We start from the raw sequence: 26,296 nt of genomic DNA, 5'->3' as shown, positions 1-26,296 counted from the left end.
AGTGAACCGGGCGCTGCTCGCGGCCGTGTGCGCGCTCGGAGTGATGTGGCTCCTCATCTACGTCATACAGACCTGGGGGCATCGACTGTGACATCGAATTCGGAAGGCTTCGAAGTCGCGACAAGGGACGGGGCAATTCCCTTACCCGCCGAACTCGCCTCCATCGTTCAGGCCTACCAGAGGGCGAGCAAGGCCGACGCGACGGTAAAGGCGTATCGAAGCGATGCGGTGCTGTTTCAGGCGTGGTGCGCCGGGTACGGCTTTGCGTCCCTGCCGGCGTCGCCCGTGGCTGTGGCGGGGTTCCTGGTGCACGAAGCCGAGGCGGGGCGAGCGGCCTCAACCATTGGCCGGCGGTGCGCGGCTATCGGGTACGCGCACAAGCTCGCGGGGCTGCCTGACCCGACCCAGCATGAGGACGTGCGCGCGACCATGAAGGGCGTGCGGCGAACGGTAGGCGTAGCGCCAACACAAAAGGCTGCGGCCACCGTCGATGTGCTGATGGTGATGCTGCTGCGTGTGCCCGATACGCTGGCAGGCAAGCGGGACAAGGCGCTGCTTGCCCTCGGGTTCGCAGGAGCGTTCCGGCGGTCCGAACTCGTCGCCCTCGATGTTGCCGACCTTCGCGAGGACCGCGACGGGCTGCGGGTAATGGTCCGCCGGTCCAAGACCGATCAGGAAGGGCAGGGGTTCGAGAAAGCGATACCGCATGGGCGGTTCATCCGGCCCGTTGCTCTGGTGCGGGACTGGCTCGATGCTGCCGGTATCACGGAAGGGCCGGTGTTCCGGCCAGTGTCGCGGTCGGGGCGGGTGCGGGGGTTCGCCAAGTTGGCGACTCCTCCCGGTCATGCTGAGAAATCGGCAAATTTTGCCGTTTTGCCGCCCCGCCTCACGACGCGGGCCGTGGCTGACATCATGAAACAATACGTGGCGGCGGCCGGGCTTGATGCCTCGACCTTCGGGGTTCACTCATTGCGGGCCGGCTACATCACCACGGCGGCCGAGCGCGGCGCGGATCTCGCGCGCATCATGGATCAGTCAGGGCACCGCGATCCGAGAACGGTCGTGGGGTACATTCGACGGGCCAACGCCTTCAAGGACCACTCGGGGAGTGGGTTTTTGTGACCCACATCAAAATGCATCATCATCTGAAGCCTGACGCGACATCTCGGTCATATCTACGCCTCTCTATCAGGGTAGAAAAATGGCCTGAGAACAAATGCGATTATATCGATTGCCTAATTTCACTCAAATGATCACAAAATTGTGTTGGCCACGGGTGGATTAGCGACCATCTGAACACAACTTAATAAATTATGAAAATCGGTCGCCGTGCCATATTGACGGATCATTCCAGTTGAAACTAATCCAACCTTAGAGGTGTCGCTATCGGTGCGGCCACGGGTTCGCAATAATGACTTGGATGCCTTTTGGAAAATCCAAATCCATCGAGCATAAAAGCTCCGATGCGCCTTCTATTGATTCAAAACAAGAATTACCTTTTGCATCTGACGAAATATTATCATACAATAATCTTAATCATTCTCGCAATAATTCGAATATTTCCACGGTAGATAAATTTTCGATAGACTCTGTTGGCCAACAAAATGAGATAGTGCGTTTTCGCGTTGCAGAAATGGCAGAACGACTGGAAGAGCTCAAATCTCTTCAGGGCGACTTCTCTGCCATACTCGAACCGATTATTGCAATTACAGACGAATTGCCGAAAGCTAGAATACGGATCTCCGAGGTTGAAACGCTTTTAGCGCTGGAACAGACCGGCGCGGCGACGATGCGGCGCGATCTTGCAGAGGCATCTAAGCGGCTCGCCGAAGTCACGAACGATTACTCAGCGACCGCGATCCAATTGCACCACTTGGAGACCAGTCTCCAGGATCGGGACGCGACCGGTGAAGAGCTGCGCGTCAACCTGCGAGAAAAAAGTCTTGTCGCTGAGAACCTTGAGCGTCAGCTTTTTGCGGAGACCGAACAGACCCGCGCCCTCCTAGGCGAAAGCAAAGCCCTTCGGAGTGAAGCCAAGTCCCTCGATCAGGCTTTGGTCCGATCCGAGAGCGAGCTGCAGGATGTGCGTGAAGCCCGCAATCTTCTGGATCAGGACAATCAACGTCTCCAGGCACTGAGCGAGGAGCAAGCGGTCAAGATCGCGGAACTTGCGGCGCGTTCGCAAGACTTCGAGGTTCAGGCAGATTCAGCTCGCAATGTTGCGAGGAACTTCGAGCAGCAACTTGCGAACGCCCTTTCTGCTAGTCAGAAAGCAGATGCACACTACGATGTGGAAGTTTCCACCCACCGGACAGAGCGGGCAAGTCTCGCTATGCGGCTCGAAGCAGCAACAGGGCGGCTAGCAACAACGGATCAGATGCTGGTGCAACTGCGCAATCAGTTGCGTGAACGTGACGAGGTCGGACGAACCGCCGAACGCGGCCTTAAAGAGGCGGCTATCGAGCGTGTGACCATGGAGCGTCGCCTCGAAAGCGTTCAGGCGGACCTCGCTCGCCAGACCGAGCGTTTCCTGGAGATGCAGCGTTCACGCTCCGAACTTGATCATCGTTGCGATATGTTCGCCAAGGCCATTGCTGCCAAAGACGCTGCTCTCGAACAGGCAACGGGCCGCATCGCCAGCCTGTCGGATCGGATCGAGCAACTTATCCATCGCCAGGAGGTCGAACGCTCTGATTTCGAGGTGGTCAATCACCGCCTGGTCGAGGAGCTTCAACATGAGCGGTCCGAGCGCAAAATGGCTCAGGGCGCCCTCGACATCGCACGCGAGAGCCGTGTCTCTCTCCAAAAGCAGCACGAAGCATTAAAGCGTGCAGCACGGTCATTTACAACCGAAGAGACCGCATCTCGGCCCGAGGCAGCAACTGTCCCTCCGCCCGAGCCAAGTAACGTTAGGCCATTCATGCCGGCAGAGAAGATCTAATTTCGCAATGGGTTGAGGAGCCCAACTCTCCCAAGAGATGGGCAAGAACCAGAATCTTACAGGAACGCCGGCCATGACTGAAAACGCTCTACGCGACCGAGAGACTGCTTCATCAGCCGCCTGGCTCATGCGGGGACGGCCGGATACCGTATTAGTGCCAGTCGAGACATTGATTCCGTTGAAGCAGGTTGCTGAGGCCCGCCCGGTCGATGAGGCTGCCCCGACCGAACAGCGCAATTGGTCATCGACCCTTGACCTGATTCATGAAGCCACGACCGCGATCCGCATCAGCGAAGAGCGGACAAGCGAACTGGAACAGGAACTTCAACGTACGGTTGCTCAAGCCGTTGAGCGCGAACACTCTCTTCAAGACAGACTCGCCCAAACCGAGGCTCGTGCGATACTCGCGGAGAAGCGAGCTAGCGACGCGGAAGAATGGCTGGCTAGGCTTCACGAGGCCGTAGTCACTGGGTTCACGCGGGGGGCGCCGGCGCCTATCCCGCCTGCCGCTGCCTAGGCCGACCGATGTCGTTGCTCGCCTTACCAGCTGGACCGGATAGGGGTTCCGTCATCCATCTTTCGGGCATGCGCGATACCGGCACGTCGCAAGCCCTGGTTCTCTATGAACCGGAGGCCATGCAGGAGTGCGACGGTGCCCGGACCCTTCGACTTGTCGAACGCGCTGTTGACGCGATGCAGGAGTTGCGCGAGCGTGCCGACCTCATCTCCGCCCAGTCCCAGGATCTGATCCGCCTGACCCAAGGCGAACGCCTTCAAATGCGCGCCCAATTAAAAAGCGCACTTGAGGAAACTGCGACCTACCGGCAGCAAGTACAGGAAGCGAAACAAGCCCTCGCTGAAGCGACCCTTCGTATTCGTGAGGCCGAACTTAGTCGCCGTGAGGCTGAGTTACAGGCACATAAGACTCTTGCTCGGGCAGTAAACGCCGAGACCCGAACACGAAGCCTCGAGCTATACCTAAAAAAAATCAGCAGCTTTCTTCAAGAGAGATTAGTTTAAAATATTTTGCGCATTAACAATTAATATTTTCCGAATATAATATAACCTGTTATGATAGAAATCTTTCTAATGTCTCGACGTTATTGCACAAATTCATTATAACCCGCTGGCAAAAAGGCCAGCGGGCCTTGGGACGAAACTTTATTTACCGCTTGGAGCCGCGCCCGAACCAGTGACCGCGTTGCCGCCAGTGCTCCCAGCCGGCGCACCCGTGGTAGCTGTTGAAGGACCGCCGCTGGCGCCCGGTACAGCACCTGGGCTGCCAGTGGCAGACCCGGTGGAGCGCTCCATGCTCTTTTCGCCGCTGCTCTTCACGCTGCCCGGATTGTTCATGTTGCCGGTGGCGCTTCCACCGCCCGCTGGCGCTTGAGCCATTGCGGCACCACCGAGCGAGACGACGAGCGCAGTGGTGAGAGCGAGTATCTTCGTACCCATGGAATGTTTCCTCCGGCTACTTTTGGCCAGAGTCAGAACGCCACACGGATCGCGGAAGTTCACTACAACCTTTCCCTCCCTGCAATCCCATCAGGGGCCCGTTACAAATCCGGGTGATGTATCTAGTTACATGCCATCGAACCGGATCGGCGCCGGCCACACCTACGGTCAAACCTGCCCCAACCAACCCGCCCTAAAACTGCGCGCGTGTCGTTGCTCCGCTAGGGAGAGGGTTAACGGCCTGTAAACGAATTGGTAGGTATTTCGAAATTCAGAGGCCCTGGTGCCCCAGAGCCACACATCGAAAAGGCCCAAGACATGATCACTGTGACCTTCATCGGCATGATGACCGCTGCTCTAACTGCTGCGGTAGCCGGCGCAATCAGCGATCCAGCTGCCAGATAAGCGGCCACCCATTGAGCCACCGGGATTTCGATGAGTTGGCCACTGCCGCGCATCCAACGACCTATGTGACTGCTACGCTACGACGGAGAATTCTCGTTCGTTGAGGGGCTCCGAGATATCGCGTCGAAGGGATTGGTGGATCAAGAGAGGGAGCGCATCCGCTCCCGGTCCTGTCCCATGTTGCTCACCCGCTCCGTCTTGCACCAGAACCGTGAGGTTGCCGCCGTAGTGATCACCTACGGGGTGTTCCTAAGCAGCATTCTCGTGCTCGCTTGGTCGATGGCCTGACCCACTGCGGCAAGGATCTCCTCGGCGCCACCGATCACCTCGGTATTCAGATGCACGATCAGGGATGGGGGATCTTTCCGCCCCGGAGGACAGCCTCATACTCGTCCGCCGCCTGCCGGGCTGTCTTGCTTGCCGAGCGACCTCGGCTTGTCCCCGGGTCCTCGTCCTGCGCTATGAGCGTAGCCCGATAAAAGTGTGCCGCAATCTGCAAATTCGTGTCGTCGGGCCTTAGGAGTGCCAAGTCCACCGCCGCCACATGTGTCGGGGCCTCGGGAAGCCCATCGAACATATCGGCGGGGTCCAGGCCGTCAAGAAAGCGATGGAGCCGGACTCGCTCAGGTATAGCGTAGAACAGGGAACGAAGAGCGCACGCCACGGCGTTGCCGGCGTCATCGAGCCCCGTCCCGCGCAGGGCCAGCAGGCGCTCGACGGCGCTACGATAACGGGCATCGAAGGCGAGGCTCGTCGTGGTGCCGTCCTCTGCCTCCAGAGCTGCTGAGAGATCCTGCGAGCGGCCGTACTCGAGCGCGCGCGTCATGGCCTGCGCCATGGGCTCGCCCTCGCGGATCTCGCCGAGGTGGCAGGCGATGAGCGCAATCATTAGGCGCTGCAGATCGGGGAGGCCGACCGCACCCGATCGCGCCGTGGCCTTGGCCGCCTCCAGGACGGCAAGCCGCCTTTCCATAGCGTTCTGCATCAGGCTCGGGCCTCCTGGCGGATCACGGCGGACGGGAGGACGCAGGACCGCATCCAGTCGTCCAGGCGCTCCCCGACATCGCACCAGCCGGAGGCGGGGTCCTGGCTCGTTTTGGCGGCAGCAGCGTCGTCCAGCACGCGGCACAGGCCGGAGAAGATCGCCGTCTCGCTCGCGTCGGTTCGGTCGATGCCCTCGCTCAAGAGGACGGCCGTCAGGCCCTCATCGACCCGGGCGGCCCACGCGGCGGGGTCCAGGCTGGCGGCCTCATTCATCTCCTCATAGTCGCGATATCCGAGGCCACGAGCGAACCCATCGCCGACGGCGTCGCCCCGACGCGGCGGGTCAAGGGCGAGATCCTGCGCCTGCGGGTATCCGCCGAGGCGCGTGGCGATGTTCCACATCAGGACGGGGATCAGCCCAGGCGGGACTTCCGTCGCGCCCTTGATGCTCCGAGTCTCGAGCTTTTGCAGACGTTCGATCAGCTTCGGGGTCAGCCTACGGTGAAGGTGCCAAGGCGGGCGGACGATGGCGGGATCGAATACGTCCAGCTCCCCGAAATTGAAGCCATCGTGCACCAGGCTAACGGCGGCGACACGGCGCTCACGCTCCCGATCAGGCGCTACTCGACACCGCCCCGTGAGATCCCCGCGATGGTCGCTGTGAGACGATTCCTGTCCAAAGAACCAGCTTTCGTGCGCGAAGTGGCGGTAGCAGGCTTCACCTCAACGGGTGAGGTGCGTGAGGACGCCATCGCCATCTCAAGCTGCAATCGCGCGGAGCCATCGGCGAGCACGAACAGGCCTGCAACAACGCCGCCGGATAGACAAGCGCTCGCGAGGAGGGTTGGAATTCTGGGCACGGGTACGATCCTGAGGATCTGCTCCGCATAGCAGTCGGCAAAGGTTCGAGATGCAGCAGGAATATCACGGCTGGTGACAACGCCGTGTTATCCCCCATCTCGCCCACCGCTTGCCCGTTGGTCTGGAGCGCATCCAATTGACGAATGAACTCCCCAGGCAAACGGCTTACCTGATTGGCACGCACCAGAGTAGTGAAGTTACCTGCGTCTACGCCGTGCTCGCCCCGTCGCCGGAAGTCGCCCTTGAGCAAATCGCCGCCTCGGCGGCAGAGGGTGAGCAAGCTGAGGTTGTTGGTTCTTTAGCGCGAGATCTCGTTCGCCGCCTCAAGCTCCAGACGGGAGAGGTGCGCCTTGTGTGCGCCCTGTCTAGGTCGCGAGACAGCCTGCAGCGCGATCTCTCGGACTGAATCAGCCGACGCCATCAACGATCAAGACACCCAATCGGCGGCCGATATCAGCGGCTACGATGCCTCCTGCGACGAGCGCCTGAGAGCAGTCCGCATACGCTGGGATGGACCGCAGAATCAGCGTTCGGCTGGGCAGGCGGTGGATCGCCCATGCCCATTTAATCTCTGGCCCATCTGTCGCCTCAGCCCTGAGCAAAAGCGCGCGGGTCCTTTCGTAAGCCATGGCCAGATCATGGCGCGTAACCCCGCAAAATAGATAGCCGCGGCGTTCGTTCTTCCGCCCGGCCGAATGCGCTCTCGGCATAGCTCTGCCGCCTCCACCCTTCGCGACGATTCCAGCTCGGCCTCACGGTCGGGTCCGGCTCTGCCGTTCTGGCAGCTTCTTTGATGGTTCCGCTAGGCGAATTGTCCCCGTAATTATCCCCTTATCCGTGGGGTGAATCGGTTTGCACCCTATCCCCTGGATAGTTGCCGCTGGCTCTACCTGCCTCCGGTGGTGGGCAGCCCCGCGCCGCATCCAGGCCTGCCATTCCCGGCTGATGACCCGAACGAGGTTGGGCGAGTTCTTCCGACCCTCGTGACGCCGTTCCTCGATCGTCAGAAGCCCGTCGCCCTCGGCGAGCCGGATCGCAGTCTGGGCAAGGCGCCGACAGACCCCAGCCCGGGCCGCAATGGCGTCGATGCACAGCCCGCACACGCCCTTGGTGGCCACCTCGTCGCCGACGATGCGCAGAACCGCGAGCTGGCCGGTGGTGAACCGGGCGGCGAGGGCCGGCGGCATGGGGCCGGAACAGGCCAGGAGGCGGCGCCGGTCCCGCGATGCCGCCCTGTCGGGGCTCACGGACCGCGCACGGGGTGGGAAGAAGCTCGCCCGGCCTGCGGGGATGCCAACGGGCCGAATGCCGTCACGGATCGCGCTGCGGCGCCCGTGGAGGCGTTCGGCGAGCGCCTGAGCCTCATCGTCGCCCAACACCCCGGAGCCGTGCCCCTGCCACACCTGACGCGATAGCTCATCCATCTGGGCAAGCGTCCGCGCGTCCTCGATCGCGGCCTTCATGGCGGCGTGAAACATCGTCCCTAACCCTTTCGGGCCGCGGCAGGCACAAGGCACGACTTCTCGATGCGGGAATTGGCGTTCCCGCTTGACACCCGAGGGCGCTCTATGGCTTGTGGGGGACTGCAACCGGCCACCACAGGCCATTTCGATTTCGCGGCCCTCCTGTTTGGCGACAGGGGGGCCGTAGTCGTTTCAGGGTCTATCTCGCGGCGGTGATCTCTCCTGACGCCGGCTCACGACTCGCACGAGACGAATGAGGCCGGACATGGCATGTCGGCCGGGGAGCACGGTTAAGTCAACGGTAAGGAGCGAGTGAGCCTGCGCTTCGATGCCCACGGTGACCTTCGCCGTGATGGAGAGCCTCCTCGACGCCATGCCAGCTAAAGGCATCCTGCGCAGCGTGGTCGCCTACGACTGCAACCCGCTGCAGCGCGCGCTGGGCTGGTCGATCATCTCCATGCTCCAGCCCTTGGAGTTCGAGATCTTGCCGAAGGCGCCTTCGTGACCTGCCCGCCGGGCGAGCCTCAGGATCTGGGGGCGGTCTACGGCCTGATCGTGCTGCTCGTCGGGCTGATCATCGGGGGCATGGCCAAGCGGTAGGTCGGAACCGTGGCACCGCTCAGCCGTTCACCGGTGGGAACTCCACGAACCACCTTCACCCGCCCGGCTCCGGCCGCGGCGGGTTTTCTATGGACCGGGGAGGCGGGAAGGCGCATGAAAGTTGGAACGTAGGCGCTGTAGAGAGCGTCACGCGTCCTCTAAATTTTTGCTGTAAATCTATATTAACGCTGCAATAAACAAAGTAATGGATGTGATCGGCAAACGATCAAATGATGGTTCCCAGTTTTTCGGCTGTGCGAAAACTGAGAATGCTCTTTCGCCCGATCATGGGCGCGGGAGTCCATATTCCCTGTAGGACGACAGCGCTGTTTAATCCTGTGCTTGAAACCTCCTCAGATCCCCTTAGCTCGGCGCGATCTTATCGTGCCATTACGCGCCATACCGATGGCCGCATCATCCACGTACGGGACTTAAGAGCCGACAGCGACGCGGAAGCGATACGGATCGTAACGGCGAGAGGCGCGGACATTCGCACCGACCTCTACGGAGAAGACGGCCTCGTCCAGCGCTTCGCAGTGCCCGAAGTTGAGCCGGTAACACCCGGCCATTAGGCGATCCCTAACCTGATGTGAGCTTTCACCCGCCCGAGCAATCTGAGGCGGATTTCATTTGGACCATTGCGACTCTTCCGAATGGTGAAAACCAATTTACACGCTTCGATGCCATCCTATCAATGCAAAACACAACTTATGACGATGCACAGCAAAAAAAACGTACGCTTAGTGTGATTGTCATCTTCCCGAGGACCCCAACTTATAGCCGCCCAGGCAATACTGGGCGGCTTTTTTGGAAGCCATGAAGATAAGGGCACAGCGCCAAGATGGATAAAGATCAATTCGCGCTATTTATGGATCACATACGCGTTGCAACCGATGCGCGGCTTGTATCATCTAGGAAAGCCTGGATGACAGAAATATCTACAACACATCTAGCAGTCGACTTCAATGACATGACGCATAGCGTTGAAGGTAGAGGGGAGCCTGGCAGCAAACTTCGTAAGCTCTTTAATGCTCATACGGATGCCATGGCTGCTTGGCGTGCCGCACATGGCGACGTCTAGGCTTAGGAAATTCACAAGGATTGCGGATGCCATGCAGGCAAGGAAGGGGGCTGCAGGGTTCGGTCTGACCGACACGGTCATAATAGCCGCCCTGAAGGCTCTCGGCGAAATCATTCGAGATATCGCCGAACTGCCTAATTTTTCACCGTTTTAGTGAAGCGCTTGCTTTTGAACATACGCGGTTATCGCGTGTTTCGTACTCGGTACGCTTTCGCACCCAGCGTTTGTGATCCGAACGCGCGAGTAGCATCATGACTCATGCCCTGGCCCAAAAACTTGATAGCTACGAGGCTCTGAGCGATCAGGATCGATGGGCGCTGGACGGCCTTGTACTACGAACCCGACAGGTGGGAGCTCATGTCGACCTCATCCGGGAGGGGGAGGCGCCCGAGAACGTCCACCTGATCCTCGACGGGTTCGCCTGCCGCTATAAGGTGTTGCCGAACGGGCAGCGGCAAATCATGGCCTACTTCGTGCCGGGCGACTTCTGCGATCTGAACGTCTTCATCCTCGACGAAATGGACCACAACATCGGCACGATCTCGCCCTGCCGGGTCGTAGATATCCCCCGGCGATCCATTGATGAAATCACAGCGCGCTACCCCAACATCACCAAGGCGTTTTGGTGGTGTGCCCTCGTTGATGAGGCAGTCCTGCGTGAGTGGTTGGTCAACATCGGTGGCCGGCCGCCGAACCAGCGCATCGCCCATCTTCTATGCGAACTTCACACGCGCCTTGAAGCGGTGGGCTGCGTGACCGACAACAGTTTCTCGTTCCCGTTCACCCAAATCGACCTCGCCGACACAATGGGGCTGTCGAACGTCCACGTGAACCGTACGATCCGCGAGCTCAAGGCTCTCGGCCTGATCACGTTGAAGCAGCGCACCCTGACCATCCTCGATGTCGATAGGATCAAGGCCTACTGCCACTTCACGCCAAATTATCTCCACCTGCGGAACACGCGCTGGGGTGACCGGCGTTCTGTGTCCTGGATAAACCGGGAGCAATAGGGCTAGCCAATGGTAGAACAATGCTCTGTTGAGGTGATGGTGGTATCCCAGCCTATTGCTATTGACACGGCCAGCTCTGATCGGGAGGGTATGCTCGTGATCGCCGACGCTTGCTGGTTGGGGTTTTAGTGCGCCTCGGCAGCGAACACGAAGATCATGATAGCTCGTTTTTGGAAGCTGGATTTGTTCGACTATCGGGTCATAGACCGCATCCGTTCACTACATTAGACGAAGCAACACTATGGCTGATCAATCACTTGAATGCATGAGAAGAGAGTTGACGTTTAAACATCAGGGCTTCGCACAAACTGCGGTGCGCGTCTCAACGACCGATGAAACTGACGATGGCAATCATCTGCTCGTTAGGACAAGGCCTGTAACGCCTCCGCAATCCGATTGGGTAGTAGGTTAGCCGGGGATAAGGGGTAGAACTCGGTGAGGGCCGCGACGATGCCCGCAATGAAGGGCGTGAGCCGTCCTGGCCTCGGCACCCATACTCTTTGCATTACCCTGTACATGAGCTCGTCTCAGGCTGCCTTGCCCGCTCGATGACGGACGGCATGCCCGCCCGCGAGTTAACAAAAGAGTGATCTGCGGTCAAAGGTTGCACGTCATTTAATATATTAACGCCCGAACAGCCATATCGGCACAGCGCCGGTCGGCCGGCCGGGAGTGTCCCGGTAGTGTGCGGTGTTGACGAATACGATGCGATTGGCGGTCAGCGTCGAGACCTTGTCGCCCGACATGACGATGCTGCCGCAGAAGTCCGGGCGGATCAGCCCCGCCTCCGGGTGCACACCGAACAAGTCGAGCGTGGTCCAGCACAATGCGGCAGCCTCATCGGCCCGGCGGTCAAGGAAGTCGACGCACTTCTCATGGACGCCAGCCCAACTCTGCATGGTCAGGCCGGGACACGGCACGACGCTCGGCCGGAGGTTCAGGAAGCCCTGTCGCCAGGCCTGGGCGTCGGCGGGGATGATCTTGGGTGCGGCTGACATGAGGTCCGGTGCTTGGTGGCCGGACGGGATAGGCGGGTACGGTGGATGCGGCTAGGGATCGGGTGCCACATCAGGCCGCTTCGTCGGAAAGTGGGAAGACCCGTCACGTTGGGAACTTCAGGAAACGTCCCGGAGAAAACCAATGAAGAATTTTTGCACGATCACCCTCGCCACCGTGGCTCTAATCGCCGCGGGGTCGGCATCAATGGCCGCGCCCTGTGCGGTCGGTACGACCACTAACGCCCAGGGCCAGAGCGCCTCGACTGACAAGAGCTCGAAGGCGGATGGTGCTTCGGATACGAAGGTCACCCCTGGCGCCAAGGCCGAGTCCCCGGGTACCGTCGGCGCCATGAATAACGTCGGTGGCAACACCCAGATCGGCGCTGGTGAGAAGAAGCCGACCGAGGGTCAGGTCGTGAAGCCGGGCAGCAACGACTGCTGATTAGCGTGTTCGTTCGTGAAGTGTTTGCGAGGCATGGCATCCACCCTCCTTCAGGGTTCAGGATGCCCGAAAAACTTGCGCTCAGCGCGGACCAGTTTGCTGGGTCAGGGTCAGGGAATTGGAAGCCCGAGATCTCCAGCGAGACAAGCGGCGATAACCTCACGCACGAGGTTGGCGACTCCTTCATCGCAAAAACTCGAAAACTTGGCGATGACCTCAATGAACTCACCGTCCGGCCGCTCGCAGTTCAGAAGCGCTGGCTGGGTCCGGCCTGACGTAGTGGCGCGGACGAAATCAACCGGACTAACCCTCGCGAGCATTGGATGCTCATTCTCCTTTTTGCCGATTGCAATTGCTGCACGGACTGGAGCGGCGAGTCGAGCCTTTTCCCGGCTGTGTCCGCAGGTGCCCGGTCCTACCCTTCCCAGCCTTGTGCCGGCCAGCACCGCTCCCGAAACGAGACTTCAACCGAACAGGTCACCATCGGCCCGCCTTCGGAACAGCGTCCGCCTCCGCCTGCGCTTGTGCTCGGGACGGTCGTGCAGGATGTGGCAGCGCTGGTAGAGCGCGACGAGGTTGGCGTCGGCGTTGTTTGCGGTGTCGTGGTCGCGATGCGCGGCGGCCAGAACCACCTTCGTGCGCCGTAGGCCCTCAAGCTCGTCCAGGCGGGGCAGGGCGGCTACGGAACGCCCCTGGCGGTCTCGCCATGCTCCGCAGACCGCATCCCACCAGCGGCCATCCTTGAGACAGTAGACGAACCGTCCGTGCGGCCTACCACAGCCCTCACATGCCCCGCCAGCCCTGCGGAACCGGATTACAGCCGAAAGCTGCGCCCAGTCGATAGGGTAGAAGAACCGGTGCTCGCGCCGGATCGGCATGGCGGGGCTCGGATGGGAGACTGGCGGGCCGTACCATTTCCATGCCGGCTTAAACCAGCGCCATCACGCGGCCAAAGGTGCCGCCATGATCAAATCCGAACTGATCCTCCGCGTCGCGGCCGAGAACCCGCACCTCGACGGGGCCGGTGTCGAGCGGATCGTAAACACGTTGCGGGGGTTGGGGCCTTCTCGGTGAGGAAGCGTGGCGCGCGGATCATTCCTCGCCAGGGTGCGGCCGACCCAGCCGGGACGCACGCAGTTGGAGGTTCCGCTTCACGGTGGCGGCGGCGTCGCTTCCGGCCTCTTCGGCTTCGCGGTGGCTCCAGTACAGCGAGCGTGATCGCGCTATGAGAAGCCGATCCGCGTCGCGATAGATCGCCCACGCCCACCCGCGCGGCCTTTCGCCCGTGGCCTCGACCCTTACTCTGAGGGACGTCGCCTGATTTTGGGCTATCTGATTTTGTGTCATCGCCACAGCCTCACATCACGGGTGCGAAATGTTCGATGAGGCGCAGGCCGTCCCATAACTCGGTGGCGAACCATCAACCATCATCTTCGCGCGTTCGATGGCCAGTTCGTCATCGTCCGCGTTGAGACACAAAACGTTATGCACTTTGCCGCAGTCAGTCAGTAAGATTACATAGTAGATTGGAGATCTCGGCTCAGACAAAATTTCGGAATACATCTTCACATCTTCGAACATCACTGCCCCCCATGAATGTGAGGCGGCGAGATATTGGTTGCAAATATTCACCACCCCAGGATGACGAAACCAATCAACTCGTACACGACGGTCGATAAGATAATGTATGCGATCCATTTGCGATTGATCGCCGTCTCGCGTTCGTAGGCGATCTCTTCCTGCGCCCTTCTCGTTGATGAGGCATACGGGCCAGATTTTGCCCGCAGACGTATCAAAAACGCCTCGCAAGTCCTGAGACTGCGAGGCGAAGTATCTGGGAGGAGATATCCATCAGAGAGGCTCGATGCGATGATGAGACGCCGTTCGTCTGCCGTCCAACAATCTGGTTTATGCACATATTGGAGTCTATAAAATCATCATAAGACGTAATTTCGATTATTTTATCGAAATCAACTATCGAAGAATGTTCGCTGTCCTAATTGCCTCATGACCGCTCAATGCGCGCTCTTCATTGGTCAAAAAATCGGATGGTGCGAACCGTCAGGACCCTGATGAGCGGCGAAGCGGTGCAAATGGGAACTAGGCGGCTGCCGGTGTTCAAGCCTGGAATTGTGATGCAGGCCCGCCTGAACCCCTCGGCACCGTCACGGGCCGGAGTTGGACGCCGAGGTCGAATGGCTGTCACGGCCCTTGTGAGGCGGTCCTGGGTGTGATCGCGCTTGATACTCGGTATCAGCTGATCGTCTAAAAATGTATCAGAGGGCAAAATGAGGGCCCAGCCCTGATATTTTGCACCAGACTTTGCCAAAGACGCCAAATGATCAAAACACGGGCCAGCCCAAGCTGGCCCATCAATTGATCGGTTTGCAAATTGTTCTGCATCAAATATTTTGCATCACGTTTTCGTGATATTTTATACTATTCATTATTTTTTCGTTCGGTTTCGTACACAGATCATCTGGACGGACCCGCCATTCGGCTATTCGCCTAACGGCGCTGAGCCCGGCTTTTCACGTCGCATCATCAGCTGCCGGATCCATCATGTTCAACCTTCCAGGCCATGCCTCGCGCGCCAAGCTCGCGGTGTTGAATCAGGCACAGGCGACGATCGAATTTCGCCCCGACGGCACGATCCTCGATGCCAATGCGAAGTTTCTTTCGACGACGGGGTACACCCTCGACGAAATCAAAGGCCAGCATCACGGTCTGTTCGTCGATCCGACCCAGCGCCTGAGTAGGCCTTATGAGGAGTTCTGGAAGTCCCTCGGCCGCGGCGAGACTCAGGCAGCGGTGTTCAGGCGCATCGCCAAGGGAGGCCGCGAGATTTGGCTCCAGGCTTCTTACAGTCCCGTACTCGATCGAGCGGGCAAGCCCATGAAGATCGTCAAATTTGCCTGTGATATCACTGCCCAGACGCTGCGTACCTTGGACCTCGAAGGCCAAATCGCTGCCCTGCATCGGTCGCAAGCAGTCATTGCTTTTGCCCCCGATGGCACCATCCAGACAGCCAATTCGAACTTCCTCGACACGCTTGGCTATCGGCTGGAGGAGATCCAGGGACGGCATCATAGCCTGTTCGTGACGGAGACGGATCGCACGAGCCCGGCCTACCAGGATTTCTGGTCCGCCCTTGCGCGGGGCAAGTTCCAGTCAGGGGAGTACTGCCGCCTTGCTCGGGGCGGGCGGGAGGTCTGGATCCAGGCGACCTACAACCCGATTACGGACGCGGATGGACTAACCATCAAGGTGGTCAAGTTCGCGACAGACATTACCGCGCAGGTGCACGAGCGCCACCGTCGAGCCGAAGCCCGGCAGACGATAGGGACGGATCTCGATGCCATCGGCGATGCGGTCGAGGATGTTACCCGGCAGACGAACGAGGCCGCGGCCACGGTGGGTCGGGTCTCTAGCGACATCCAGAGCGTGGCCTCAGGCGCAGAAGAACTCTCGGCCTCGGTAGGGGAGATCAGTCAGCAGGTGAGCCATGCGGCCCAGATGGCAGGCGAGGCCGTCGAGCAGACGCAGCGCACAGGCAGCATCGTTGCTGGGCTGAGCGGTCAGGCGGCACAGATCGGCGACGTTGTAGCTCTGATCCAGGGCATCGCGGCACAAACGAACCTTCTGGCTCTCAACGCTACGATCGAGGCGGCGCGCGCCGGCCCTGCCGGCAAGGGATTCGCCGTCGTCGCAGCCGAGGTGAAGGCGCTGGCCGAACAGACAGCTCGGGCGACCGATCAAATCCGTGGGCAGATCGTGGCGACGCAAACGGCGACCCGCGAGGCGGTGGAGGCAATCGGATCGATCCAGGCGACGATCCGAACGCTCGATAGCGTCTCAGCGGCCATCGCGGCCGCCGTCGAGGAACAGTCCGCGGTGACGCAAGAGATGTCGGCCAGCATGCAGACGGCCTCCCATGGAGTGATGGCCATCGCCGCCGGCATGGGCACGATCGCTCAGGCAAGCGAGCGGGTTGACCAAGCCACCCGTCAGGTCCGCGAGGCGGCACGTGCCGTCGGATGAATATGCCAAGCTCGGCGCAGCAGTTAGCCCACAAATAGCCGCTGCATTCTTTCGTCTACTCACGACGTAGTCAAAATTTCGAAATAATTCGACGAAAAGTTCTCGAACGAGCACGAATCATGGCATCCATTGTCCGATCCGAACCTCTCATCGCCGGGGAAACTGCGCGCATCGCAGCACTCGCTGAGTACGATCTGATCGACACCGAGGCGGCCCCGGCCTTCTCTCAGATCGTTTCGCTGGCAGCGCGGCTGTTCCAGGTTCCAACTGCCTTCATTTCCCTCCTCGACCGCGACCGGCAGGTTTTCCACGCCAAGGTCGGTCTAGACGTGTGCGAGACCAATCGTGACGTCGCGTTCTGTTCACATGCGATTGCTCAGTTCGAAGCACTCATCGTCCTAGACGCGACTATCGACGCGCGGTTCTGCAACAACCCTCTAGTTACTGGTGCACCATTTATTCGGTTCTACGCAGGTATACCTTTACGAACACCATCAGGACATGCAATCGGCACACTCTGCCTCGTCGATACGAAGCCGAAAGAATACTTTTCCGCCATTGATCTGCAGACGCTGGATGAATTGGCAAAGCTCGCCCTCGATCGCCTGGAACTCCGTCGCTTAGAGGTCGCTGATCGAAGCAGCCAATCTCGGTTCCGGCACATTGCCGCGACCTCTCCAGATGGCATCATCTGCGCTGATGCACAGGGGTTCATCACATTCTGGAACGGAAGCGCCGAGGCCCTTTTCGGTCACAGCGCCGCCGAAGCCGCGGGACAGCCCGTCGATCTCATCGTCCCCGAGCGCCTCCGCGGCGGCCACGGCTGCGGACTTCATCGCATCGCAGCCGGGGGAAAGCCCCGACTCGTGGGCACCACCGTCGAACTCTCGGCCCGCCATCGAGACGGGACCGAATTTCCGATCGAGTTGTCATTGTCCATGTGGAAAGAAGGTGGGACGGCAGCATTCGGCGCCATCGTCCGCGATATCCGCAAGCGGCGCGCCGACGAGGAACGCCTGTTCCGCATGGCTCACCTCGACCCGCTAACCGAACTTCCAAACCGTAAGGTGTTGCATCGGCGGTTGACGGAGATCATGGCCGTAGCCTCTCCCGTAACGGTACTAATGCTCGACCTCGACGGCTTCAAGGAGGTCAATGACAGCTATGGACATGCAGTGGGTGACGCCGCCCTCAGGGCGATAGCCCGCCGTCTACTCGCGTGCATTGGTCCGTCGGACACCGCCGCGCGGCTCGGCGGCGACGAGTTCGTGCTGCTCTTGCATGACCTCGGTGACCCGCTGCGGGCCGCCGAGGTGGCGGAGACCGTAATCGCTGCGATCGCCGAACCGTTCGAGCAGGAGGGGCAGGTACTGCGACTGGGATCGAGCATTGGCATCGCCCTGGCGCCGGCTCACGGGGAGGGTGCCGACGAGCTGCTGTCCTGCGCTGACCTCGCACTATATCAAGCTAAGAGCGACGGGAAGCACTGTCACCGGCTGTTCGTACCTGTGCTGCGACAGGAGGCATGCCGCGTACGGACCTGCCGCGATGAACTGGGTCGGGCAGTCGAGCGCGGCGAGTTCATGCTGTTCTACCAGCCGCAGGTGCGGCTGAGTGATGGCGTATTGGTTGGAGCGGAAGCGCTGATCCGTTGGCGGCACCCCAAGCGCGGCATACTCGCACCGATCGCATTCCTCAGTGTGCTCGACGCGAGCCGCTATGCCGCGCCGGTCGCCGACTGGGTGCTCAAAACCGCCTGTGCCCAAGCGGTGCGCTGGCGCGCGGCAGGAGCCTCTGACTTCCGCATAGGTGTGAACCTATGCGGTGCACAGGTGCAACGTGGGGATCTCGCCGAGACAGTGGCCGCAATCTTGCGCGACACCGGTCTGCCTGCCGCCGCCTTGGAACTGGAGATTACTGAGACGATCGCGCTGCATCATGACGGCGAGTTGGTCGCGGCGCTACATGAACTCCGAGGATACGGGGTAGGGATCGCCTTCGACGACTATGGCACGGGCTACGCCTCACTCAGCATGCTCAAGCGCTTCCCGCTAACCAGACTGAAGATCGACCGCTCGTTCGTGACCGGGATGCTCGCATCGGACGAGGACGTGACAATTGTGCAAGCGATCCTTCAACTTGGATGCGGGTTCAAACTTGCGGTGATCGCTGAGGGGATCGAGACGGAGGAAGAGCATGCGCTGTTGCGAAATGAGGGCTGTCAGGAGGGACAAGGCTACCTGTTTGGTAAGCCCATGCCAGCGGACGCGTTCGCCACGCGCTTTGGACTTGGGCTTGCCTCGGCAGAAATGAAGGGTTTAACCGCGGCCGGATGATCGCACTTCAGCTGCTGGGATCGACTCTGAACAGCGGCAGACAAATGCGATCACGACGCAGCGCATAAGCGTGCGGCCCTCGCGACCGTCTGAGACCAGGCTGATCGGCTCCAAGGGGCCGTCCATTCGAACATCGACATGCTGACGACACAATACGAGGCCGCCTCGGCGAGGGTGAGAAGGCGTGCAGCTGGAATTGGAACAGCATGCTTGGCTTCGGCATGCCGGCGCGTCCTTTTTTATAGACGGGAAAAACCCTCCGCCGAGCTCATGCCGCCTCCAGCCACCGCATGAGGTTCGCCGCCGCGCTCTGACTGAGACCGAACCGACCTTGAAGCGCATTGGCGAGCTGGGGACGACCATCACCTAAACCCCTTCTTCACTTGATCCGTAAGCGCTCGGTGACGGCTGCCTTGTGCGGATAGGGCTTGGGTCTGGATACAGGTGCTGGCGCGGGATGGCGCTGTATCGGCCCTGTGTCTGGACCTATGACGAGCGCTCCTCACATCGTCGTCGCGGGCACGCGACGGACCTGGTCGCCCGAGCAGAAGCGCGCGATCCTCGCCGAGGCGGAGGATCCGGCGACGACGGCTTCCGAGGTGGCACGCCGGCACGGGCTTCATTCCAGCCTGCTGTTCCGCTGGCGGCGTGCCCTGCGGGCAGACGTCTCTGCACCGGAGACGTCGTCTCGTCCGAGCTTCATTCCGCTTGCGCTGCCAGCGCCCCCATCCGGCGTCCGGGGAGAACCGCCCCGCTCCGGCGCCATCGAGATCGAGCTGGCCGGCGGTCATCGGTTGCGCGCCGAGGCGGGCGCTGAGGTCGCCCTCCTGCAGGGCGTGATCGCGGCGCTGCTGGGACGATGATCCCGGTCCCCTCCGGTTCCCGGGTCTGGCTGGCGACCAGCCACACCGACATGATGTGATGGACGCCCCTCGCGCCCCAGGTCCAGAATGACTGGCCTCAGATATCATTGGAGGGCGAGATGGATATCAGAATCATCGGAATCGATATTGCAAAGCGCTACTTCCAAGTTCACGGAGTAAATACCGCTGGAGCTGTCGTACTTCGGCGGAAGGTGACGCGAGATGGGTTCCTCAAACTGGTCAAGGATTTGCCGCCGTGCCTCATCGGCTTGGAGGCAGGCTCAGGCGCTCATCATTGGGCGAGGCAGCTTTCTGAGCTTGGTCATGAGGTGCGGCTGATGCCGCCTCAGTTCGTACGTCCTTACGTGAAGACCAACAAGAACGATGCCGCCGACGCCGAAGCTTGCTGCGAGGCAGTTCAGCGCCCCGGCATGCGGTTCGTTCCTCCGAAGACCGTCGAGCAGCAGGCCGCATCGGCTTTGCATCGCGTGCGCGATCATCTTGTCCGTCAGAGAACAGGAACGATCAACGCGCTGCGCGGGCACATGGCCGAGTTCGGGATCGTTGCACCCTTGCTACGGACGGGGCTCAAAGAGCTGTTCGGTCGCGTGATGGATGAGGATGATGCAGGCATCCCGGTCGATCTGAAGCCACTGCTTCGGATGCTCATCGAGGAGATTCAGGCCGTCGATACGCGCATCGCTGAGCTCGATCGTCGGATGAAGCAGGCGGCACGGGCGAGCGAGGCCTGTCGGCGGCTGACCAAGGTGCCCGGCGTCGGACCGCTGATCGCGACCGCCGTCGTGGCTGCCGTGACCGACAAGCAGAGGTTCACGTCCGGCCGGCACTTTGCGGCATGGATTGGGTTGACGCCGAAGCAGCATTCCAGCGGAGGCAAGGAGCGCCTTCTCGGAATTAGCAAGCGTGGCGATGCCTACATGCGTCGACAGCTCGTCAACGGAGCGCGATCACTCGTCCGGATCGCACCGGGTCGGACAGGGCATCTCTGGGACTGGATCAACGCGTTGCTGAACCGACGCTCGTTCGACGTGGTCACCGTCGCCGTTGCCAACAAGTTGGCGCGGATCGTGTGGGCCATCCAGGCGCGCGGGACACGGTGGCAGCCGGTCTAACCGATCAGGAGGGACCGGCCAACGAGACTGTGAGGGCAATCTGATTGTGGTGGCAGGACCGGTCGGTGACCGGCGTCGACAAGCCCGGCTTGCGCATCGGACTTCGAGTCCGACGATATGATGGGACGTCGACGGGCGGATCTCACCAAGGCCAGGCGTGACCGTTATCGCCGAGGCCGGATAGATGGCAGCAGCCGAAGCCGATCCGCACGCGAGCAGAAAGCCGTTGCATAGCGAGGGGCGTCCATAGATGCGCAAGGGCTTCTTCAGCCTGGGGCTGATCGTCCAGGAGACGTTGAAGCGCGATCCCCATGGCGGGCACCTATTCGTGTTCCGGGGCCGGCGCGGCGACCTGATCAAAGTGATCTGGCACGATGGCCAGGGCGCATGCCTGTACACCAAGCGGCTCGACCGCGGCCGCTTCCTGTGGCCTTCGGTGGCGGACGGAGCCGTGACGATCTCGACGGCGCAGCTCGGTTACCTGCTCTCGGGTATCGATTGGCGGATGCCTCAGGAGAGCTGGCGTCCTGGCGCTCTCCGGTGAGGATAACGCGTTACAAAGGCAGATGAATATGCTCTTCTCTCGGGCGTGTCGAACGCGCCCGAGCCCCCGCCGCTTCCCACGGATCTCGCCGCCGCCCACGCCATGATCCTGGCCGAGCGGGCGGCGCGGCTCGTGTCCGAGATCGCGGTCGAACGGCTGAAGCTGGAGGTCGCCCGGCTGCGACGGGAGCGCTTCGGGGCCTCCTCGGAACGCAGCGCCCGGATCGACCAGCTCGAACTGACCCTGGAGGATCTGGAGGAGACACTGGCCGAGACGGTCGCGCAGGCGGCCGCCGAGCCCGAGGCGCATGCCGCCACCACGTCCTCCCGGCGCAAGCCCGCCCGCCGGCCCCTGCCCGAGCATCTGCCGCGCGAGCGCATCGTTCATCCCAGCCCGACGACCTGCGCCTGCTGCGGCGGGGCACGCCTGCGCCCTCTCGGCGAGGACGTCACCGAGACCCTGGAGCGGATCCCGGCGCGCTGGGTGGTGATCCAGCACGTGCGCGAGCGCTTCTCCTGCAGCGACTGCGAAACTATCGCGCAGCATCCGGCCCCCTTCCATCCGATCCCGCGGGGCCGGGCCGGGCCGAACCTCCTGGCCGAGGTGATGATGGCTAAGTTCGGCCTCCACCTGCCGCTGCATCGCCAGAGCCAGCGCTTCGCCCATGAAGGCGTGCCAATCGACGTCTCGACCCTGGCCGGTTGGGTCGGGGCCGTCACCACCGCTCTGTCGCCCCTAATCGCCCGGATCGAGGCCCATGTCCGGGCGGCCGAGCGCCTCCATCTCGACGACACGCCGGTGCCGGTCCTGGCCAAGGGGAAGACCCGCACCGGCCGGCTCTGGACGGTGGTGCGCGACGACCGCCCCTTCGGCGGACCCGAGCCGCCGGCCGCGGCCTACTTCTACTCCCCCGACCGCTCCGGCGCGCATGCCGAGACCTGGCTCGGCGACTTCCACGGCATCGTGCAGGCGGACGCCTTCTCGGGGTTCGGCCGGCTGTACGAACCCGGCCGCAAACCCGGTCCGATCCGCGAGGCAGCCTGCTGGGCGCATGCAAGACGCAAGTTCTTCGAACTGGCCGATCTGAGACAAGCTCCGATCGCCATCGAGGCCGTCACGCGGATCGATGCGATCTTCGCCATTGAGCGCGCCGCCAACGGCCTTGAGTTGGATGAACGCCGGGCGCACCGCCAAGCCCGCTCGGCTGCCCTCGTCGCCGACCTGGAGGCTTGGCTGCGGGAGAACCGTGCCAAGCTCTCAGCCAAGGCTCCGACAGCCGCGGCGATCGATTACATGCTCAAGCGTTGGAGCGCCTTCAACCGATTCCTCGACGACGGACGCGTCTGCCTCTCCAACAATGCCGCCGAACGCGCGATCCGCCCCATCGCGGTAGGCCGCCGCAACTGGACCTTCGCCGGCTCCGACACAGACGGCCATCGCGCCGCGGCCCTCTACCCCCTGATCGAGACCGCCAAGCTCAGTCGCATCGACCCGCAGGCGTGGCTCGCCGACATACTCGCGCGGCTACCCGACCATCCCGCCAAGCGTATCGATGATCTGCTCCCCTGGAACTGGACCCAACTTCAGCCCCGGCAGATCGCCGCCTGACACCCCGTCAGAGCCACAACCGCGGCCTTCACCGCAGGCTTACCGCACATCCTCGTGGACAACCTGACAGCTTTCTTCTCCTACGAGCCAGCGAAGATCGAACGGCGCGGGGCCAAGGGACCGTCCTTCAAGTCGGTGAGCCTTCCTGGCGGTCGGTCCTGGCTCCTTCGCCCGGCCCTGCGCGGTGTGTGCCGATTCGAATCGTTGGTGGATGGAACGCTGGACCTGCCCCACGTCGCCCTGATGAACGACGCACTGACGATCGACGCTGAGAACGAATCGAGGGCCCGCAAGGCGGCCGAGGACGCGCGAGCCAAGTAGCCCTCAGTCGGTGAGGGTCGTCGGGCCGCCCTTCGCCTTGAACCGCAGGCCATAGGCGAGCAACAGGGATCGAACCTTGTCCTTCAGGAACCGCTCGCCGTCGTCGGCCTCGCGCGTCGAGATCCGCTTGCCTCGCTCAACGATGGCGTCTCGCAGCATCTTCCTGGCGACGGTCTGAATGTCCTCCTCGCAGATCACCTCAATCGCCTTGCTGATGGTGGCGATCGGCTCACCGGACGGAACAAGATCCGCCAGGTTCTTGTCGAAGCACGCCTTGAGGCGCTCCAGTTCCCCCATGGGAAACGGATCGGGGGCCGGCTGCGCGCGTAATGGAGCGCTCCCGACAGCGAAGAGAACCAATGCAGGGACGACGATAGCGAGGCGCATCACGTTGAAATAGGCACCCGCTGATCATTGCTCCAGAGACAGATCGCGGCCTCGGCGGATCGGGGGCGCCTCAGGGACGAGAAACCGGCTCGACGCCCACCCCTCAACGTTGCAGCATCGCACGAACAGCATGGCCGGGGACTCAGCGGGTGTTATCCCCGGACCCTCCAAATGGCTCTTCCTCCGGCTTAGCGGGAATCCTTTTGCGCCGCTGCAACATGGTTAACGGTACGTAACCGTTCGCAACATGTTCCCGTTGTGGAAAACCCGCGAAGCAGTCAGTTTGACCCTTGAAGCGGGGCACATCATGCACATTCGAGCCGGGGAACGGCTGCGTCTCACACTGTGGGGCGCGGGGGGCCGTGCTATGGTCAGTCTCAACACCTACGGTGTGACGCAGCCCGCTTTGGAGGGCCTGGACCCGGCTGAGGACGGATTCATCTACGACGTGACCTCGTGGCTCCATGACGGGGTCAACACCCTCACGGTGGTACTGATCGGACAGCCCCGAGACGTACCATTCCGGATGGCCATCGCACACGCCGATCACTCGGAGCACATTCTCGACGAGGCTGATTTCCTGCCTTTGGTAACGCCATGGCGACTGTGGACGCTACACATCGAACGACCGCCCGCCGCGGTACGCGCAATTACAGGCTTCGCCCTCACTCATCCAGAACGAGCGTTGGGCGGTCAGATCGAGCCCGGTCCATCAAGGCGCGGCATGTCCTTGCGGACCGACCAGATCATGGCGCCGGTCTCGTTGGTGAGTGTCGAAACGCCAGACCACCCCTCCAGCGCGGCTTCGGACAGAAACGACCCCTGAGCGATAGCCTGCTCGGCAGAGGTTGCCTCGACCCACGCATGCTGAGTTTCAATCGGACCTTGGCCGTTCAGCGGACGACGCAAGGTCCGTAGCTGAAAACGCCCCATGGCTGGCAAGCCTACGGATTGTAGCATCTGCGATTGGTAAAACTCATTCTTGCTCAATCACATACCGGAAACGACCCCCGCTGACGCCCTTCACACATAAAATATGCAAACAGCATTGATTACGTCGATAACGGCTATCGATCGTATCTGTTTGAGTGATGGTGCAGTGCGAAGCATATTTCTTTCATGAAACGGGGCAGGCCCCGGACCACCAGAGGAGCCGACATCATGACCGTTCGTACCTTCGTCCTTGCCGCCTTGGCGTCCGTTACTCTGGCGGGCACCGTGATGGCCGATGAGCGCATCAACATCACGCCAACGCTCTATCGCGAGCAGGCCCGTGCCACCGCCGCAGTGCGCCCGGCCTCCGAGCTGACAACCACGCCCTCGCTGACCCCGCGGGCACCTGCGGCTCGGCGCATCGTCGCTGACGCATCGGCTTACTAGAGCCGTGCCCTAGCGGGTTGAATCGCTTGGGGTAGGCAGTCTGGATTACGTGTGATTCACTGAGTGGACTTGTGAGGGAGGATTAGCATGCCTTCAGCCTTGTCCGTCGATCTGCGCGCGCGCGTGGTCGCCGCGATTGAAGCGGGCGCATCGCGGCGTCAGGCAGCCCAACGCTTCGGTATCGGGGCAGCCAGCGCGATCCGGTGGCACGAGCGCTTCCGACGGGAAGGACGGATCGCACCCAAGCCCATGGGCGGCGACCGCAACTCGCAGCGCCTGGAAGCGCAGGCGGCCCTGATCCTTCGAACCTACGAAGAGCAACCGCTCTCCTTCCTGCGGGAACTGCGCGACAGGCTCTCGGAACGCGGCGTCCGGGCAAGCACGAGCAGCCTGTCACGCTTCTTCGCCCGGCATGGGATCACCCGTAAAAAGGGGCTGTCCACGCGGCCGAGCAGGAGCGACCGGAAGTGAGGGCCGCGCGCGAGGACTGGTTCGAACGCCAACCCGACCTCGATCCGGATCGTCTGGTCTTCCTCGACGAGACGGCCGCCACGACCAAGATGGTCCGCCGCTATGGTCGCGCTCCGCGCGGCGAGCGCTGCCGGATCGCCGTGCCCCATGGGCATTACAAGACCACCACCATCACCGCCGCCCTGCGGGCCACGGGCCTGATCGCCTGGTCCGTCTTCGATGGAGCGACGAATGGATTGCGCTTCCGGGCCTACGTCACCGACATCCTGGCTCCTGTGCTCAAGCCCGGCGACACCGTCATCCTTGACAATCTGAACGCCCACAAGGTCGCTGGAGTGCGCGAAGCCATCGAGACGGTTGGCGCACGAGTGCTCTACCTTCCCCCCTACAGTCCGGACTTCAACCCCATCGAACAGGTCTTCGCCAAAGCGAAAGCCCTGCTCCGGACCGCCGCAGCGCGAACCGCCGACGACCTGACCATCGCCATCCGAGACGTCTTCGCGGCTTTCAGACCTGACGAATGCCGAAACTATCTCACCGCCGCTGGATACGATGCCTATGATCCAACCTGAACGGACACGGCTCTAGGCTGGTTGCACGCCTCTTCATGTTGGGGCGATCCGATGACAAGGAGACGGCGGGGCGAAAGTCCCGTTGTTCTGCGTTCAGGTCCACTCACCCAACAGGACGGTTCGAACGACATCAGTTGCTCGGTCCGGTTCCTCGCTCGGTACTGCGCGGCGCATAGAGGGGGCGGCCTTCGGCTTTGTTCGCCATTATGCGCTGACGCAGTTCAACGGCGCGCTGAGCGATGGCCTTGGCGTCGCAGCGGCGGCAGGGACCGCCGCGGCCCGCGGCATGGCAGTTGGTTGGGTAATGGCAGGACGAGCGCGGCATCGCGCTTAAGCATAATTGGCGGAACTGGTCATCGCCAAGCCTAGTCTCCTCCGGCACTCTGCGGGACACGGGCAT

The 26,296-nt window shown here is 61.5% G+C and carries 22 protein-coding genes; 15 read left to right on the top strand and 7 right to left on the bottom strand.

Going from position 1 to position 26,296, the window contains the following annotated elements:
- Nucleotides 1–87 precede the first annotated feature (87 nt).
- The 3 genes from MKK49_RS00985 (at nt 88) to MKK49_RS00975 (ending at nt 3,961) form a co-directional block, all read left to right on the top strand.
- Nucleotides 88–1,122 (top strand): site-specific integrase, encoded by a 1,035-nt coding sequence (locus MKK49_RS00985; RefSeq protein ID WP_244026172.1) that lies wholly within the window; start codon nt 88–90, stop codon nt 1,120–1,122.
- 289 nt (nt 1,123–1,411) lie between these two features.
- Complete coding sequence (locus MKK49_RS00980) at nt 1,412–2,941, top strand: chromosome partitioning protein ParA (protein WP_244026170.1); 1,530 nt, start codon at nt 1,412–1,414, stop codon at nt 2,939–2,941.
- 525 nt (nt 2,942–3,466) lie between these two features.
- On the top strand, nt 3,467–3,961 hold the full coding sequence (locus MKK49_RS00975) for a hypothetical protein (RefSeq protein ID WP_244026168.1): 495 nt from the start codon (nt 3,467–3,469) through the stop codon (nt 3,959–3,961).
- Nucleotides 3,962–5,147: 1,186 nt separating this feature from the next.
- On the opposite strand, the gene MKK49_RS00965 is transcribed toward MKK49_RS00975, so the two are convergent.
- From MKK49_RS00965 to MKK49_RS00955, 3 genes are all read right to left on the bottom strand, one after another.
- On the bottom strand, nt 5,148–5,786 hold the full coding sequence (locus tag MKK49_RS00965) for a hypothetical protein (protein ID WP_244026165.1): 639 nt from the start codon (nt 5,784–5,786) through the stop codon (nt 5,148–5,150).
- Nucleotides 5,786–6,361, bottom strand: coding sequence for a hypothetical protein (locus MKK49_RS00960; RefSeq protein ID WP_244026163.1), 576 nt, complete (start codon nt 6,359–6,361; stop codon nt 5,786–5,788). The genes MKK49_RS00965 and MKK49_RS00960 overlap by 1 nt, the downstream gene beginning before the upstream one ends.
- Nucleotides 6,362–7,398: 1,037 nt before the next feature.
- The gene (locus MKK49_RS00955; protein ID WP_244026161.1) at nt 7,399–8,124 is read right to left on the bottom strand and encodes a hypothetical protein; all 726 of its coding nucleotides are present in this window, start codon (nt 8,122–8,124) and stop codon (nt 7,399–7,401) included.
- Nucleotides 8,125–8,437: 313 nt separating this feature from the next.
- On the opposite strand from MKK49_RS00955, the gene MKK49_RS00950 reads away from it, so the two are divergent.
- Nucleotides 8,438–8,614, top strand: a complete 177-nt coding sequence (locus tag MKK49_RS00950) for a hypothetical protein (RefSeq protein ID WP_244026159.1) — start codon at nt 8,438–8,440, stop codon at nt 8,612–8,614.
- Between the two features lie 1,427 nt (nt 8,615–10,041).
- The gene (locus tag MKK49_RS00945) at nt 10,042–10,800 is read left to right on the top strand and encodes a Crp/Fnr family transcriptional regulator (protein WP_244026157.1); all 759 of its coding nucleotides are present in this window, start codon (nt 10,042–10,044) and stop codon (nt 10,798–10,800) included.
- A 623-nt stretch (nt 10,801–11,423) separates the two neighbouring features.
- Here the strand turns inward: MKK49_RS00945 and MKK49_RS00940 are convergent.
- Nucleotides 11,424–11,798, bottom strand: a complete 375-nt coding sequence (locus MKK49_RS00940) for a hypothetical protein (protein ID WP_244026154.1) — start codon at nt 11,796–11,798, stop codon at nt 11,424–11,426.
- 142 nt (nt 11,799–11,940) lie between these two features.
- Here MKK49_RS00940 and MKK49_RS00935 point away from each other — a divergent pair, with 142 nt between their 5' ends.
- On the top strand, nt 11,941–12,240 hold the full coding sequence (locus tag MKK49_RS00935; RefSeq protein WP_244026152.1) for a hypothetical protein: 300 nt from the start codon (nt 11,941–11,943) through the stop codon (nt 12,238–12,240).
- Nucleotides 12,241–12,704: 464 nt separating this feature from the next.
- Here MKK49_RS00935 and MKK49_RS00930 read toward each other — a convergent pair whose 3' ends face one another.
- A complete protein-coding gene (locus tag MKK49_RS00930) occupies nt 12,705–13,118 on the bottom strand; it encodes a hypothetical protein (protein ID WP_244026150.1) in 414 nt (137 codons plus the stop codon).
- Nucleotides 13,119–14,802: 1,684 nt separating this feature from the next.
- Here MKK49_RS00930 and MKK49_RS00925 point away from each other — a divergent pair.
- The 7 genes from MKK49_RS00925 (at nt 14,803) to MKK49_RS24740 (ending at nt 23,086) form a co-directional block, all read left to right on the top strand.
- Nucleotides 14,803–16,281 (top strand): methyl-accepting chemotaxis protein, encoded by a 1,479-nt coding sequence (locus tag MKK49_RS00925; protein ID WP_244026149.1) that lies wholly within the window; start codon nt 14,803–14,805, stop codon nt 16,279–16,281.
- A gap of 119 nt (nt 16,282–16,400) precedes the next feature.
- Complete coding sequence (locus MKK49_RS00920) at nt 16,401–18,617, top strand: putative bifunctional diguanylate cyclase/phosphodiesterase (RefSeq protein ID WP_244026148.1); 2,217 nt, start codon at nt 16,401–16,403, stop codon at nt 18,615–18,617.
- A 488-nt stretch (nt 18,618–19,105) separates the two neighbouring features.
- Nucleotides 19,106–19,480 carry an IS66-like element accessory protein TnpA gene (gene tnpA / locus MKK49_RS00915; RefSeq protein ID WP_244026147.1) on the top strand — a complete coding sequence of 125 codons (375 nt, stop codon included), beginning with the start codon at nt 19,106–19,108 and terminating at the stop codon, nt 19,478–19,480.
- 119 nt (nt 19,481–19,599) lie between these two features.
- The gene (locus MKK49_RS00910; RefSeq protein ID WP_244026146.1) at nt 19,600–20,613 is read left to right on the top strand and encodes an IS110 family transposase; all 1,014 of its coding nucleotides are present in this window, start codon (nt 19,600–19,602) and stop codon (nt 20,611–20,613) included.
- Nucleotides 20,614–20,863: 250 nt separating this feature from the next.
- A complete protein-coding gene (tnpB, locus tag MKK49_RS00905) occupies nt 20,864–21,157 on the top strand; it encodes an IS66 family insertion sequence element accessory protein TnpB (RefSeq protein WP_244026145.1) in 294 nt (97 codons plus the stop codon).
- Between the two features lie 102 nt (nt 21,158–21,259).
- Nucleotides 21,260–22,765 (top strand): IS66 family transposase, encoded by a 1,506-nt coding sequence (gene tnpC / locus MKK49_RS00900; RefSeq protein ID WP_244026218.1) that lies wholly within the window; start codon nt 21,260–21,262, stop codon nt 22,763–22,765.
- 54 nt (nt 22,766–22,819) lie between these two features.
- Entirely contained in the window at nt 22,820–23,086 is a 267-nt protein-coding gene (locus tag MKK49_RS24740; protein ID WP_409564999.1) for a DUF6889 family protein, read from the top strand.
- A gap of 3 nt (nt 23,087–23,089) precedes the next feature.
- On the opposite strand, the gene MKK49_RS00895 is transcribed toward MKK49_RS24740, so the two are convergent.
- Nucleotides 23,090–23,476, bottom strand: a complete 387-nt coding sequence (locus MKK49_RS00895; protein WP_244026144.1) for a hypothetical protein — start codon at nt 23,474–23,476, stop codon at nt 23,090–23,092.
- A 690-nt stretch (nt 23,477–24,166) separates the two neighbouring features.
- Nucleotides 24,167–24,463, bottom strand: a complete 297-nt coding sequence (locus MKK49_RS00890) for a hypothetical protein (protein WP_244026143.1) — start codon at nt 24,461–24,463, stop codon at nt 24,167–24,169.
- A 171-nt stretch (nt 24,464–24,634) separates the two neighbouring features.
- Between MKK49_RS00890 and MKK49_RS00885 the strand changes: the two genes are divergently transcribed.
- Nucleotides 24,635–24,853 carry a hypothetical protein gene (locus MKK49_RS00885; RefSeq protein WP_244026142.1) on the top strand — a complete coding sequence of 73 codons (219 nt, stop codon included), beginning with the start codon at nt 24,635–24,637 and terminating at the stop codon, nt 24,851–24,853.
- Nucleotides 24,854–24,940: 87 nt separating this feature from the next.
- A protein-coding gene (locus MKK49_RS00880) for an IS630 family transposase (RefSeq protein ID WP_244026141.1) occupies nt 24,941–25,896 on the top strand; the annotation gives its coding sequence in 2 pieces (ribosomal slippage) (nt 24,941–25,292 and nt 25,292–25,896; 957 coding nt in all).
- Nucleotides 25,897–26,296: the final 400 nt, after the last annotated feature.

The sequence above is a fragment of the Methylobacterium sp. J-090 genome (assembly GCF_022829345.1).
Lineage (GTDB): Bacteria > Pseudomonadota > Alphaproteobacteria > Rhizobiales > Beijerinckiaceae > Methylobacterium.
Note: the sequence above shows the minus strand (reverse complement) of the source record. Positions and strands in the feature narration are given on the sequence as shown.